Origin of the sequence: Burkholderia sp. AU38729, from assembly GCF_020419725.1 — a bacterium.
Lineage (GTDB): Bacteria > Pseudomonadota > Gammaproteobacteria > Burkholderiales > Burkholderiaceae > Burkholderia.
In genome coordinates this window covers 24,788-37,738 of sequence record NZ_JAIZQO010000013.1, presented here as the reverse complement: position 1 = coordinate 37,738, position 12,951 = coordinate 24,788, and the positions used below count along the sequence as shown (strand labels likewise).

Genomic DNA, 12,951 nt, shown 5'->3' with positions numbered 1-12,951 from the left:
GGCGTTGCGATCGCGACATGCGAGTTCGCCACGGCGCGCGAAACGAAGAGGGCGAGACGAGATGTCCGGTAGCGACGCGCAGCCGTTGCGGCGGTGAACGCGGCGGAACACTGCGCACGCACGGTGCACGGTGTTCGTTCGATAGCACGCGGCGTCGATGCCACACGCAGGAAGACGGGCGGCCGCCCACCGGGCTTACCGGGTGAATGAACGCTGCAGAACACCGTGCACGCACGGTGCACGGTGTTCGTTCGATAGCACGCGGCATCGATGCCGCGTGCAGGAAGACGAGCTGCCGGCCGCCGGGCTTACCTGATCTGCGGCAGCGCGACCCAGGTGAGCGTATTGGCCGGATCGACCCGCGTGTCGTCGACGTGGGTGATCACGTGCCGGCCGTCCGGCCCGGTTGCGACGTTGACGCTTTCCGTCAGCGCCAGCCGGATCGACAGGTCGACTGCCGCCGGGTCGCGAACGCCGAGCTCGAAGGTGATGCCGCTCGTGCGCGCGGCGGGATTCGTCACGAGATCCGGCTGGTTCTTGCGGGCCCATTCGACGACCGCGACGAACACGGGATCCGTGTCGCCGGAGAAATTCGTCGCGAGCACGTGGGCCGTGTACCGGTATTCGAACGACGGCGTCAGCGTGCCGGTGGTCGCAATCGATCCTTGCTCGACGAGCACGGTCAGCGCGCCCGGTTCGGTTCCGAGTGACGGGATGGCGGCGACGAGCGCCCGCCGCAGGCTGTCTGGCTTAATCATGCGGATGCGCTCCGTGGCGGGTTGCGGGTGTGCCGGCCTGGCAGGCCGCGATCATGTCGACTTGCGCCGCGCAGGTCGCCCAGGCCGCCTTCGCGAGCGTGAGCGCGGCATCGAGCTCACCGTTGGTGCGGGGCGCGAGCATCGGCAGCGTGCAGGGGCTCACCGCCTGGCACGTATTCGACGTAAGCGTCGGCGCCGGTGAGAGCGGGATTGGCTTGCAGGCGGACAACGTCGTCAGGCAGACGAGTGCCAGCCCAGGCGCGAAGCGCGGCGTTTTCATCGGTCAATCTCCGGTTTTCAAGTCGGGTGGCGTCGAGCTTCGATGCGATCGCGGCCTGCGAACGGTCGAGCCGGGCCTGCTGTCGGGCGCGCTCGGCGGTGTCCTGCCGCATGCGCGCGATGACGTCGTCGCGCCCGGCGAGCGCCTGTCGTGTCTCGACGAGTTGCTGCCGTGCGGCGCCCAGGTCGGCGCGCAGCGCATGCACGCCCAGCGCCGCGGCGGCGCACGCGGCAAGCGCGGCGACGCAGGCGGCGAATTTCGCGGCGAGCCCGTTCATGCGGCGGACGGGGCGCCGGTCGATGCGGATCCGCCCGGCGTCGACGCGGCCGGTTGCGATGTATAGCGGTCATAGGCGCGCGCGAGTTTCACGTCGTAGAGGTTCGCCGCGTAGTCGGGGCCGTTGTACGCGCGTGCGAATGCGGCCCACTGGCGATCGCAGAGCGCGCGGCGCAGTGCGTCGTCGGCCGCGATGTAACGGACGAAGGCGTCGAGATGCCGGGCTTCGCCGCTTTCCATGCACGCGACGAATTCGTCGATGCCGGCATAGCCGAGGCGCGCCCAGTGATAGCCCATCACCTGGAACGCGCCCCAGCTCGCGGATTCCCACGCGGCGCCGGCATCGATCGACTCGGCCGTCGCGAGGCGCGCGTATTCCGCGGCGCCGCCGCGATAGCCGCCGCGCGTGCGCGACACGATGTCCGGCTGGCGCGCCGCGAACGGTGCGGGATCGATGCCGCGTGCCTGCAGCCGCTTCCAGAACACGTGGCGTTCGAACAGGATCACGGGCCGGCCGTCGGGCAGGAACCCGGCGCCGCGCGACTCGACTTCGTTGACCGCGCGAATGCACGCGAGCGGCACGTCGAGCGTGCGTGCGGCGCATTCGAGATCGGCGAGCGCGAGGTGGGTCGGATCGCGCCGGCCGGTGGCCAGCGCGGCGCAGGTCTTCGGGCCGGCGATGCCGTCGTCGACGAGGCCGGTGTTCCGTTGCAGTGCGATCACGGCGGCTTCGGTCGCCGCGTCGTAGAGGTGCGTGACCTGCACCGGATAGCCGGCGCGGATCAGCCGGCGTTGCAGCAGGCCGACGTCGTCGCCGTGGTCGCCGAGGCGGCGGGTCTTCATGATTCATTCACTCCTGAGCAGGCGGGCGACGTTGCCGCGCGTGCCGCAGACGGACATCGCCAGCAGGACGGCGGTAGCCGCTTCGAAGAAGCCGACGGAGCCGGCATGCAGCAGCAATTCGATCGATGCACCGCCGGCGACCGCCACGACGATCCACGCGAACCAGGACGCGCGATGCCGGTGCCGCGCGCCGTTGCGCCGGTAGGTGAGCACGCGCACGAGCACGGCGACGTGGGCGCAGAGCGCGATCAGCACGAGCGGGAGCGGCATGTCATCCCCCCTTGCGGAACAGCGCGAGCAGGTCCAGCGTCTTGACCCGTTCGATGAGTTGCAGCGTGACGGCGATGACGAGCGCGGCCGCGAAGAACGCGGCGACGCCCGTCGAGTGGATCGGCGTGGCGCCGACGATTTCCGGCGCGGCGAGATAGCCCATCACGAGCGAGATCAGCAGGTACGCGGCGCGCCGTGCGACGCCGATTTCCTTCGACGTGACGACCACGAGCGCGGCGCCCGTGAACGCGCCGATCAGCGCGTTGCCGTCGATGCCGGGCGCGAGCCCGGCGACGCCGATCGCGGCGGACAGCATCGCGGCGGTAGTGAGGTTCGGTTCGGCCATGCAGGCGATTCCAGGGTCAGTCAAACAGTTGCAGCAACGGCCGCGCGCGCGTGGCGGTGTCGAGCGGCGGCAGATGGACGGGCGTGCCGGCCGGCAGCACGACGCCGAGCCCGGCGAGCCCGGTGTTGGCTTCGAGCACGGTTTCGACGGTGCCGTCCGTGCGGCCGTAGTGGCGCCAGCACAGCGCGTCGACGGTGTCGCCCTGCAGGGTGCGCACGATCATGGCCGGCGCTCCCGATGCGGGAACGCAACGCAGTCGCCGACCGGCGCGTGGTGGAGGCTTGTCGATGTCGTGCTGCTTGCCATGGCGAGGTCCCGGGCGGTGACGCAGTGGAGAGGGTTCCCATGGTCGAGCTTCGCCGGGCGGCGTTCAACGACACGCATGCGTGGCCTGTGCGGAGACGCAGCGCGGCGCGTGTCGCGACGGGCATCGGGCCTTACGCTTTCCGTGCGGGTGCTCGATCGGCGCTTGATGGGCACGTCACGGGCGGGTGCGGCGTGCGCCGTGCAGCCGGATTGCAGCTGGCGTGGGCCGGGGCGGCCTTGATTGACCTTGTGCAGCCTTGGTTTTGCGCGGTGCGACGCGTGGCGGGCCCTTGCCGGGCAAGGGCGGGGGGAGCGTAGGTAAAACTCCGAAGGCAGGGGTTGCTGATGCACGGCGTGCGCCTGCCGCCGCACCGTCATGCGAGAATCCCCGCAACGACCACTCCAAGCGACGATCGCGGCGGCCGTCCGCGCATCGCGCCGACTCCCGATGGCTGCCATCCTGTCTACCTCGACCGCAGTCGATGCCCGCGCGCTGACCGATGCGCAGCAGGCACTGCTCGCGCGTCTGCACGCCTATTCCCCCGACGATCCGACCGCGCCGCTGCCGTACAGCCGGCGCCTTGCCGAAGCCGAAGGCTGGTCGCATGCGCATGCGCTGGCCGTGATCGACGAATACAAGCGCTTCGCGTTCCTCGCGCAGGCGGCCGGCCATCCGGTCACGCCGTCGGTCGCGGTCGACGCCGCGTGGCATTTCCACCTGCAGTACACGCTCGAATACTGGGACGTCTTCTGCGCCGGCGTGCTGCGCGCGCGGCTGCATCACATGCCTGGTACGGGCGCGCCGGACGAAGCCGCCGTGTACGCGCAGCGCTACCGCGACACGCTCGACAGCTACCGCAGGCTATTCGGTTGCGAGCCGCCCGAAGCGATCTGGCCGCGCCCCGTGACCGAGCCGGACGTGCCCACCGACGCCCCGGTGCAGCGCGCAGCACCGCGCGACGGCCCGTCGAGCGAGCCCGCCGCGCGCCCGCGACGCGGGCGGCGCTTCCCGAAGTTCGCGTGGCCGACGGCGGCGATCAGCATCGCGGCGACCTGCGCGAGCGCGAGCGATTTCAATGTGCTGGACTTCTCGGGGCCGGACTTTCTCGGGTTGTTCTACGTGCCGCTCTGCGTCGCCGCGCTGCTGCTGATCGCCGGCCTGCAGTGGATCGAATACCGCCACCGGGTGTGGGGAACGCGCGCCCCCGAATCGTCGCCCGACCTGAGCGCGGAGGAAGCAGCGTATCTCGCGGGCGGCGGTGCGCGGATGGCGCAGGTCGCGATGCTGTCGCTCGCGCATGCCGGTGCGATCGAGCTGCGGATGAGCAAGGGCCACGACGCGCGGGTGCGGATCGACGATCCGCGACACGCAGGCGCGTATGGCGCCGACTGGGAATGGCTGAGGCGGCAGCCCGGCGGCGAGACGAGCTGCCACGCGTTTCGTCAGCGTCTCGCGTGGCGCGAAGCCGACTGCGCCGCCGCGTTGCAGCGCAAAGGCTGGCTCTGGGCGCCGGGCGAGATGCGGGCGACGCGGATGGCCGCGCGCGCGATCCTGCTGCTCGTGTTCGGCGCGGGCGCGGCGAAGCTCGCGGTCGGCCTGAGCCGCGGCCGGCCCGTGCTGCTGCTGATGATTGTCATGGCGGCGTTCATGGTCGCGTACCACTTCATGGTCGAACGCCTGCCCGGCGTCGGGCGCGGCGGCATGACCCGCGGCGGCGAGGCGGCGCTCGACGCGCACCGCGAGCAACGCCGGGGCGACCGCGCGACGCCGGACGGGCTCTTGTGGACGGCCGCGCTGTTCGGCGCCGGCGCGCTCGCCGGCACCGTGTGGGCCGCGCATTCGAACGTGCTGATGGCGCCGCCGCCCGTTGCCGTGCAAACCGGCGGGTCGAGCGGTTCGTTCGACTCGGGCGCCGGAGACAGCAGCAGTTCCAGTTCGTGCAGTTCGTCGAGCTCATGCAGCTCGAGCAGTTGCGGCGGCTGTTCGAGCACCTGAGCACAGCGCGCGCTGCCGGGATAGCGCGCCGGGCCGCCAGCGTCAGGCAGGCGGCACGGCGCGCGCCGACTTACGCGATCGCGGCATCGGCGGGCGTGCGTGCCTGCGCGGCACGCCCGTCGCCCGCCTCGACGATCAGCGTCCAGTCGAACGCCGGCAGTGCGCAGAGCTGCTCGACGGTGGCCATGTACTCGTGCACGGGCGCGTGCAGGTAGCGCACCTTGTCGGTCCATTCGGGCAGCGGCGCCTGCGACGTGGTCACCACGACCGCCAGCAGATCCTGCTCCGGCCGCCGTGCGATGTCCTGCAGGCTCAGTCGGACCTGGTCGAGGTCGCCCTCGGCGTCCAGGATCAGCGCGCCGGGGATCGGCGCATCCGGGCAGCCGGGCGGGTTGCCGATCGCGCCTTTGTCGATGCACTGCTGATACACACGGCGATAGCGCGGCAGCGCCTGCTGCAGCGCGTGATGCTTGCGGACCTTCGCCTGCGCCGTGCGCGCGAGCCCGCGGCGCAGCGCCGGGTGCGCGATCAGCCGCTCGAGCGCGTCGACCCAGGCCTGCGGCGCATCCGGGACCAGCAGGCCGTCGCAGCCGTCGTGCAGCGCGAAGCGATAGGCGGGCCGGTCGCTGGCGATCGAGGCGATGCCGGCCGCCGCGTATTCCTGCCACTGGATCGTGCTCGTGCCGGCGTTGTAGTCGTGGTCGGCGAGCGGCAGCAGCGCGATGTCCCAGCGCCGTTCCGGCAGGCGTCGTGCGTGCGCGTCGTAGTCGTGAAGCTCGGGCTCGCACCCGGCGGCCGGATGGCCGGCCCAGCCCGGCGGGACGTCCGCGCCGACGAAACTCACCCTGACCTTGCCGGGATGGCGCGCGCAGATCGCTTGCAGCGCCGCGTCGACGAGCGCGAAGTTGTCGGCGCGCAGCGACGCGCCGGCGATGCCGATCGTCACGCAGTCGTCGTCGCGCGCCGTCACGGGGCGGTAGAACCGGTCGAAGTCCACGCTGTCGGGCAGCACGTGAACGCGCGGGTGCGACAGCCGGTAGCGGCTGGCGATGAACGGCGTGGATACGATCACGGCGTCCGCGTTGCGCAGCACGAGCTCGATCCCCGCGCGGGCCACCCCGCCTTGCGCGGCGAGCGGATGCGTGGACGGCAGGTCGGTCAGCAGGTCGTCGGTCTCGTAGATCACCGGCTTTTCATGCTTGAAGATCGTGTACAGGTCGTTGCCCGTCAGCATGCCGGGCGCCAGCCGGTGCAGCAGGATGGCGTCGGCCGTGGCCAGCACGCTGCTGTCGATCTGGCCGTCCCGGAAGCCCGGGACGAGTTCCCATTCATCGTTCAGCAGACCGAACGGCAGCGTGAGGCGAATGCGCGACGACGCGCATGCGTCCGGATCGATCGAATACACGATCAGGCGCTTGCGGTGCGGTGCGGCGTCCGCAGTCGCGGCGACGGGCGCCAGCGTCCGGTTCTCCGCCAGCAGCCGCGCGTACAGCGCACCGTGGCGGGCGGCGTTGCGGCCGATGTCGTGCTGCGCGCGGATCGCATCCTGCGCGGCCGCGGCGAGCTGCGCGCGGGTGTGCGGATGCTCGATCAGGTGCGCGATCGCGTCGACCCACGCGTCGGCGGTGTCGGCGACGAGCCAGCCCGTGCTGCCGTGGACAACCGGGCCGCCTTGCGCCGGCGTGGCGACGAGCACCGTGGCCGCGCCGGCCGCCGAGCATTCGAGCCATGCGCGCGGCGGCGCATCGTCGCGCAACGTGGCCGGCGCCGCGACCAGCGCGATGTCGAGGTCCGCGCGCTTCAGCGCGTCGGCGTAGCGGTCGTAAGGGGCAGGCTCCGCGATCAGCGTGACGTCCGGTTCGCGGTCCCAGCCGGCCGGCAGCGCCGCGCCGACGAACGACACCCGGAGCTTCCCCGGAAACCGGCGGCGGAGCTCGGCCAGCGCGTGGCGGACCTGCTCGAGACGCACGCCGTCGAGGCCGGTGCCGGAAACCGCGAGGTTCACGTGGTCGCGCACGCCGGGCGCCGCCCGGTGCAGACGCTCGAGATCGACGCCGGTCGGCAGCGCGTGGACCGAGGCGTTGACATGACGGTACTCCCGCACCAGCGCTTCCGACGGCACGACGAGCGCATGCGCGCGCTGCACGGCGCTGCGGATGCCTGCCTTGCGGCGCGCGTTGTCGGCCGCGCCGGGGGCGTCGGCGAGCAGCGTGTCGAGCGGCACGTCGATGTCGAGGACGACCGGCTTGCCGAGCGAGAACAGGTGTTCCAGCGTGGCGGCGGACAGCAGGCCCGGCGTGTCGCCCTGCAGCACGATCAGGTCCGCGCGCTGCAGCGCGTCGGGATCGATGCCGGCTGGCGTGACAGGGAACGTCAGCGCCCATTCGCGGTCCAGCCGCGCGAACGGCTGCGCGAAGCGCAGGCTGGTGCGCGCGTGGTCGGCGGGTTCGGCGGTGACGACCGCGATGCAAGAGCGCGGCGCGGACTGTCCCTGGGCGGCGGCGCCCGTCGCGACGGCCTGCGCATCCAGCTGGTCCGCGTGGGCCTGGGTCCGCTCGACGAAGTTCCGTAACTGCTGCCAGAACGTCTCCTCTTCCTTCAGGTAGACGCTGCGCGCTTCGTGAACGGTGGCCTTCGCGTGGGCGATCGCGTGTTCGTCGAGCCCCCACGCGATGCCCTTGCCGTCCATCACCCACCGGAACGGCTCCGGCAGCGACGCGTCATTCATGATGCACACGACCGGGCAGCCGCACAGCAGCGCTTCGAACACGGCGGTGGACCATTCGTACATGTACACGCACTCGACCTGTCGGAACAGCGCCGCGAGTTCGTGCGCCGAACGTTCCGGCACGCGGGTCGAGATTTCGATCGACTCGGCGGTGACCGGATGCAGCGTGCCGCCGCGCCGCAGGTGGCGATTGATGAAGACGGCCGTGCCGTTGCGGCGGGCGTCGTCGACCCCGTCGCTGTTGAAGATGCGCGTGTCGACCAGCGGCATGCGCAGCAGGTCCGCCTTCCATTCCTCAGGCACCAGCGACGGCCCGAACGTGAAGACGAGGTCGTCCGGCTGCAAGGTGATCGGTTCGCCGTTGATGCGGCCGGGCTCGGCCAGCAGATAGCGCACGACGCAGCGCGCGTTGAACGGATTGCCGGTGACGACGTCCGGGTAGACGACGATCGGGCTGCGGTTCGCGCGGGCGTGCGCCTGCGCGATGTCGTTGGTCAGCGGCGGCGTGCGCAGGTCAGGATGCACGACCGCCGTGCAGACGTACGCTTCGTGGCCGAGCAGGTTCAGCGCGTGGCACAGGTAGTGCATCGCGCGGATCCCGCCGGAGGTTTGCCGGAAATTCGGCGCGAGTATGTAGTACGGGTGGTCGAGTCGCGTAAAGATGCGCGAACCGCCGTGCGCCAAGCCGGGTGTGGGAGTCGTCATCGTTATCGGGTGCGGTAGAAATCGAAGACCACGTCGAGGATGCGATCCTGTTCGGCTTCGGTCATGTCGTGGTACAGCGGCAGCCGGACGAGCCGGTCGGCGACGAGGTCCGTCACCGCCATGCCGGACCCGCAGCGCCCGTAGCGCTGGCCGGCCGGCGAACTGTGCAACGGCACGTAGTGGAACACCGCGTTCACGCCCACCGCGCGGATCTGCTGCAGCAGTGCGGTGCGTTCGGCGAGGTCGCGTGCGAGGAAATAGAACATGTGGCCGTTGCCGCGCTCGGCGAGCGAAATCGCGGGCAGCTCGATCAGCCCGTCCGCGTGCAGCGGCTGCAGCGCGTCCTGGTAGCGCTGCACGGTCGCGCGCCGCTGCGCGGTGATCACGTCCGCGTGCTCGAACTGCGCGTACAGGAACGCCGCGATCAGCTCGCCCGGCAGGAACGACGAGCCGACGTCGACCCAGGTGTACTTGTCCACCTGCCCGCGGAAGAACTGACTGCGGTTGGTGCCCTTCTCGCGGATGATCTCCGCGCGCTCGACGAGGCGCGGGTCGTTGACCAGCAGCGCGCCGCCTTCGCCCGAGATCACGTTCTTGGTCTCGTGGAAGCTGAGGCACGCGAGGTGGCCGAGGCTGCCGAGCGGCTTGCCGTTCCACGTCGACTGCAGCGCCTGGGCGGCGTCCTCGATCACCCACAGGTCGTGGTCCGCCGCGAGCTGCCCGATCACGTCCATGTCGCAGGCGACGCCCGCGTAGTGCACCGGCACGATCGCGCGCGTGCGCCGGGTGATCGCGGCGGCGATCTGCGTCTCGTCGAGATTCAGCGTGTCGCGGCGGATGTCGACGAACACCGGCGTCGCGCCGCGCAGCACGAACGCGTTGGCGGTCGACACGAACGTGTAGGACGGCATGATCACTTCGTCGCCGGGCTGCACGTCGGCGAGGATCGCGGCCATCTCGAGCGCGGCCGTGCACGAGTGCGTGAGCAGCGCGCGCTGGCAGCCGATGCGCGCTTCCAGCCAGCGGTGGCAGAGCTTCGTGAACGCCTGGTCGCCGGCGAGGCCGCCCTGCTCGACCGCCTTCGCGATGTAGTAGAGCTCCTTGCCGACCACGAACGGGCGGCCGAACGGAATGCAGTCGAGGTTGGGTGGGCCGAACATGGTCAGGCTCCTCGTAAAGTGACGGGCGATCGGCGGCGCGGGCGCGGCGCCGTTCAGGTGTCCTGCCGGACGGCGCCGCGCGAGCGCGCAGGGCCGTCGTCGTGCAGGCTTGCGTGACGGGATGCGTTCATCGGCACATGTCACGCGCCCCGATAGAGCGCGTACTCGCGAGCGTCGGGGCCGCAGTTGAACAGCACGTCGAGCACGGTGACGCCATGCACGAAGTCGCCCCACTGCTGCGGGTACTCGGGATAGGCCGGGTAGTCGAACCAGCGCACCGCGATGTTCGCGTCCGCGAACAGGTTCTCGTCCAGGTAGCAGCGGGCGGACGGGCCCGACAGGTACTCGGTCGCGCCCGCCTGCATGCATAGGTTCAGCAGCTTCTCGGTGCGGTCGCCGTTCAGCGTGTAGTCCGACGACGACGAGATGCGCGTGTCGATTCCCAGCTGCTGGTTGATCCACATCAGCAGCGTGCGGTTCAGCTCGCTGAGCGTGTCGTAGCGGCGGCCGAGATAGAGCGCTTCGAGCGCGTCCGCATAGCCCGCGAAGTGCGGCGCGCGCGCGTAGTTCTGCTGCAGCCGCTTCCAGTGCTGCGGCGCCCAGTCGTCGCCGTCGATCTCGGTTTCGCGAATCGTCTGGAGATACTTGCCCTTCACCTTCACCGGCACGCTCAGCCATTGCACGCCCTGCGGCGTCTTGATCTGGTTGCGGTTGCGCCAGTCGCGACGGGTGTACTGCGCGTCGTCGTACAGGATGAATTCGTCGCTGGCGGCGATCAGGTCGAAATAGCCCTTCCACGGGATGTAGTTCGACTGGACGATCGCCACCCGCTTCGCAACCGCTTCCATGGGCGTGCCGCTCATGCCGGGATGTGGCCGTACCGGTACATGTCGACCAGCTCGGGCGGAATGCCCCAGTCGGTCGCGCCGATCCGGTCGTGCAGCGCTTCGAGGTCCGTGCGCATCGAGCGCTGCAACTGCTCGACCATGCGGTTCCTCGCCGGCTCGAAGTCGTGCTGGTACGCCGCGTTGAGCTGGTGGCGCACGGTCTTCGCGATCGCGGCCTCGCGCGACATGTTGCGGATCAGCGGCCGCTCGGGCGCAAGCTCCGCGTAACGCGGGTCGATCGGCTCGCCGCGCATCGCGGCGACGAGGTCGCGGCACAGCACCGGCGACAGGTGGAAGCCGTCCCGCTTGGTGCCGCCGAGGATCCACAGGTCCCGCACGCTGGTTTCGCCGAACAGCGGATACAGGTCGGACGTCATGGGCCGCCAGCCGACGTTCACGTTGACGAGGTTCGCGCGGTAGAACTTGCTGTTGATCTGGTCCATTGCCGCTTTCAGCAGCGAGTACGCGCTGCCGACGTGGCCGTGGTCGATCGGCACCGGGCTGATGTAGTTGCTGGCGCCGATCAGCGTGCGGTCCGGCCCGTACGGCGCCGAATAGACGCCGCATGCGAGGCCGCGGTTGGTGGTGCGGATGCAGTGCGTGTGCACGTTTTCCGCGCTCTGCAGCTCGATTGACATGCCGATGCCGTAGAACAGCCGCTGTACCGGCAGCTCGGGCGCGCTCGCGCGCAGCAGCTGGCCGAGGTTCGCGCCGTTGCACAGGACGAAGCGGTCCGCGTCGAGCGTGCTGCCGTCGGAGAGCCGCGCCGCGACGACGCGCCCGCCGGCGATATCGAGCCGCTCGACCTGGGCGTCGACGAGCGTCGTGTTGCCCGTCTGCGCGACGGATGCCGTCAGCGCGTCGAGAAACTGCTTCGGATTGACCCAGCCCTCACGCTTCAGGTAGAGCGCGTTCAACGCGCGATAGCGCGGGTCGGGGTGATAGTTCGGGATGCTTGACGGATCGACCGCCTCGCAGGGTTCCTCGAATTCGCGGCAGAAGCGCTTCACGGCCGCGAAGTTCTCGTCGTCGAGCGCGTCGGTCGCCGCGTTGTTGAGCACGTACGTGCCGAACCCGTGGGCGACCTCGCGCGCCGGCGTGCAGATCTCGGCAAATACGCCCGGCCAGGCCGCGGTCGCCGCGCGGCTCAGCTCGAACTTGAAGCGGTCGAGCGGCGTGCCGAGCGAGTCGCCTTCGAGTTCGGTGAATGAGTTGAGCATCGCCGCCGCCGCGCGCGTCGCCGAGCCCGGGCGCAGTGCCGGGCCGACGATCACGAGTTCGACAGTCGGGTCCGCGCGTTGCCATGCCCGGGCCGTCATCAGCCCGAGAATGCCGTTGCCGAGGATCGCGATCTTCATTAGCGCCCCTGTCCGCCTTCGGGGAACGTCATGTAGCAGAGCGACGGATACGCCTGCGTCCGGTGAATCTGGTGGGGGTACTTGCCGAGCACCTTGTGCAGGTAGTGCATGCCTTCCGCGGGGGCCTGATGGCCGCGCATCAGCTGCCACACCGCGACCACGCCGCCCGGCACCAGGCGCTGGAGCACCGCTTCGAACGCCTGCTCCGTCGGGCCCGGCACGTTCAGGTCGAACCATGCCAGCGCGATCGTCTCGCCCGGGTGCGCTTCGTCGAACGCCGCCAGCGTGTCGCGGCAGTCGCCTTCCCACACGCGGTGCTTGCCGTTCACGTGGCCCATCGCGTTGTTGCGCTCGTGCAGCGACAGCAGCTTGCGCAGCAGGTCCGCGTAGCCGCTCGCCACCGAATAGGTGCCGTCGGAGAACAGCTTGCGGTCGCGCGAGTCGTCCTCGGAGAAGCCTGCGTAGCCGGTGAACGTATCGAACGCGTGAATGCGGCGCTGGAAGTTCAGCGGCTCGAGGATCGCGCGGAAGTTCTCGCACAGCACCGCGGTCTGCCCGCGCCATGTGCCGAGATCGAGGATCGAGCCCGGCAGCGGCACGATCTTCTGATACACCTCGAAGGTCGCCAGGAACCGCGCGAGCAGCGAACCGCGCACGAACAGGCCGAGCGAGCGTTCCAGTTCCTCGGGGGTCGCGGGATACGCGTGCAGCAGGTCGAACAGTTCGCGGCGCGCGGCGAGCTGGTCGTCGTTCGAGTTGGTGATGATGGATGACTCGTGCATACAAAAGGCTCCAGGGACTATGAGTGATACCGAACGAAGTGCCGTGGCGGACCGGGGTCGCGTGCGCGGCCGGCATCCGGTGCGGCAACCGGGCCCGCACGCGTCGCGGCTGTCCGCACGGTGCAATCCGGTCATCTTTCGGAATCGAGTCTAGCGAGCGGCGCCAGGATCGAATGTCGGATTAGCGGGTGGTTTCACCCCGCATTTCGATGGATGCGCGGGTGTCCGGCGCGCATTCAGGGCGCCCGCGGGTGCG

General features: G+C 70.1%; 13 protein-coding genes. 1 reads left to right on the top strand and 12 read right to left on the bottom strand.

Annotation, left to right across the window (positions count from 1 at the left end; translation table 11 throughout):
* Positions 1-308: 308 nt before the first annotated feature.
* The 7 genes from LGM56_RS29855 to LGM56_RS29825 are packed head-to-tail and all read right to left on the bottom strand — an operon-like array spanning position 309 to position 2,996.
* Positions 309-758 carry a phage tail protein gene (locus LGM56_RS29855; protein WP_226207560.1) on the bottom strand — a complete coding sequence of 150 codons (450 nt, stop codon included), beginning with the start codon at positions 756-758 and terminating at the stop codon, positions 309-311.
* The gene (gene lysC, locus LGM56_RS29850) at positions 751-987 is read right to left on the bottom strand and encodes an Rz1-like lysis system protein LysC (RefSeq protein WP_226207559.1); all 237 of its coding nucleotides are present in this window, start codon (positions 985-987) and stop codon (positions 751-753) included. Before lysC ends, LGM56_RS29855 begins: the two co-directional genes overlap by 8 nt.
* Positions 875-1,315, bottom strand: a complete 441-nt coding sequence (lysB, locus tag LGM56_RS29845; protein WP_089493871.1) for an Rz-like lysis system protein LysB — start codon at positions 1,313-1,315, stop codon at positions 875-877. Before lysB ends, lysC begins: the two co-directional genes overlap by 113 nt.
* Entirely contained in the window at positions 1,312-2,157 is an 846-nt protein-coding gene (locus tag LGM56_RS29840; protein ID WP_226207558.1) for an N-acetylmuramidase domain-containing protein, read from the bottom strand. The genes lysB and LGM56_RS29840 overlap by 4 nt, the downstream gene beginning before the upstream one ends.
* Positions 2,158-2,160: 3 nt before the next feature.
* Positions 2,161-2,427 carry a phage holin family protein gene (locus LGM56_RS29835; protein ID WP_089424212.1) on the bottom strand — a complete coding sequence of 89 codons (267 nt, stop codon included), beginning with the start codon at positions 2,425-2,427 and terminating at the stop codon, positions 2,161-2,163.
* A gap of 1 nt (position 2,428) precedes the next feature.
* The gene (locus tag LGM56_RS29830; RefSeq protein ID WP_069246837.1) at positions 2,429-2,773 is read right to left on the bottom strand and encodes a putative holin; all 345 of its coding nucleotides are present in this window, start codon (positions 2,771-2,773) and stop codon (positions 2,429-2,431) included.
* Between the two features lie 16 nt (positions 2,774-2,789).
* Complete coding sequence (locus tag LGM56_RS29825) at positions 2,790-2,996, bottom strand: tail protein X (protein WP_089430443.1); 207 nt, start codon at positions 2,994-2,996, stop codon at positions 2,790-2,792.
* A gap of 531 nt (positions 2,997-3,527) precedes the next feature.
* On the opposite strand from LGM56_RS29825, the gene LGM56_RS29820 reads away from it, so the two are divergent.
* Positions 3,528-5,075: a TIGR04222 domain-containing membrane protein gene (locus LGM56_RS29820; protein WP_226207557.1), complete on the top strand. Its 1,548-nt coding sequence runs from the start codon at positions 3,528-3,530 to the stop codon at positions 5,073-5,075.
* Positions 5,076-5,145: 70 nt separating this feature from the next.
* Here LGM56_RS29820 and LGM56_RS29815 read toward each other — a convergent pair whose 3' ends face one another.
* The 5 genes from LGM56_RS29815 to LGM56_RS29795 form a co-directional block, all read right to left on the bottom strand.
* On the bottom strand, positions 5,146-8,508 hold the full coding sequence (locus LGM56_RS29815; RefSeq protein WP_226207556.1) for a glycosyltransferase: 3,363 nt from the start codon (positions 8,506-8,508) through the stop codon (positions 5,146-5,148).
* A gap of 2 nt (positions 8,509-8,510) precedes the next feature.
* The gene (rffA, locus tag LGM56_RS29810; protein ID WP_089460292.1) at positions 8,511-9,668 is read right to left on the bottom strand and encodes a dTDP-4-amino-4,6-dideoxygalactose transaminase; all 1,158 of its coding nucleotides are present in this window, start codon (positions 9,666-9,668) and stop codon (positions 8,511-8,513) included.
* 140 nt (positions 9,669-9,808) lie between these two features.
* A complete protein-coding gene (locus LGM56_RS29805) occupies positions 9,809-10,531 on the bottom strand; it encodes a WbqC family protein (RefSeq protein WP_226207555.1) in 723 nt (240 codons plus the stop codon).
* Positions 10,528-11,913: an NAD(P)/FAD-dependent oxidoreductase gene (locus LGM56_RS29800; protein WP_089493879.1), complete on the bottom strand. Its 1,386-nt coding sequence runs from the start codon at positions 11,911-11,913 to the stop codon at positions 10,528-10,530. Before LGM56_RS29800 ends, LGM56_RS29805 begins: the two co-directional genes overlap by 4 nt.
* Positions 11,913-12,695: a class I SAM-dependent methyltransferase gene (locus LGM56_RS29795; protein ID WP_089493880.1), complete on the bottom strand. Its 783-nt coding sequence runs from the start codon at positions 12,693-12,695 to the stop codon at positions 11,913-11,915. The genes LGM56_RS29800 and LGM56_RS29795 overlap by 1 nt, the downstream gene beginning before the upstream one ends.
* Between the last annotated feature and the right edge of the window lie 256 nt (positions 12,696-12,951).

Bases quoted from the DNA above. Each gene is read 5' to 3' on its own strand.
- LGM56_RS29805 (WP_226207555.1), bottom strand. From the start codon at position 10,531: ATGAGCGGCACGCCCATGGAAGCGGTTGCGAAGCGGGTGGCGATCGTC.
- lysB (WP_089493871.1), bottom strand. From the start codon at position 1,315: ATGAACGGGCTCGCCGCGAAATTCGCCGCCTGCGTCGCCGCGCTTGCC.
- LGM56_RS29840 (WP_226207558.1), bottom strand. From the start codon at position 2,157: ATGAAGACCCGCCGCCTCGGCGACCACGGCGACGACGTCGGCCTGCTG.
- LGM56_RS29855 (WP_226207560.1), bottom strand. From the start codon at position 758: ATGATTAAGCCAGACAGCCTGCGGCGGGCGCTCGTCGCCGCCATCCCG.
- LGM56_RS29825 (WP_089430443.1), bottom strand. From the start codon at position 2,996: ATGATCGTGCGCACCCTGCAGGGCGACACCGTCGACGCGCTGTGCTGG.
- rffA (WP_089460292.1), bottom strand. From the start codon at position 9,668: ATGTTCGGCCCACCCAACCTCGACTGCATTCCGTTCGGCCGCCCGTTC.
- LGM56_RS29835 (WP_089424212.1), bottom strand. From the start codon at position 2,427: ATGCCGCTCCCGCTCGTGCTGATCGCGCTCTGCGCCCACGTCGCCGTG.
- LGM56_RS29830 (WP_069246837.1), bottom strand. From the start codon at position 2,773: ATGGCCGAACCGAACCTCACTACCGCCGCGATGCTGTCCGCCGCGATC.
- LGM56_RS29820 (WP_226207557.1), top strand. From the start codon at position 3,528: ATGGCTGCCATCCTGTCTACCTCGACCGCAGTCGATGCCCGCGCGCTG.
- LGM56_RS29800 (WP_089493879.1), bottom strand. From the start codon at position 11,913: ATGAAGATCGCGATCCTCGGCAACGGCATTCTCGGGCTGATGACGGCC.
- LGM56_RS29795 (WP_089493880.1), bottom strand. From the start codon at position 12,695: ATGCACGAGTCATCCATCATCACCAACTCGAACGACGACCAGCTCGCC.
- LGM56_RS29815 (WP_226207556.1), bottom strand. From the start codon at position 8,508: ATGACGACTCCCACACCCGGCTTGGCGCACGGCGGTTCGCGCATCTTT.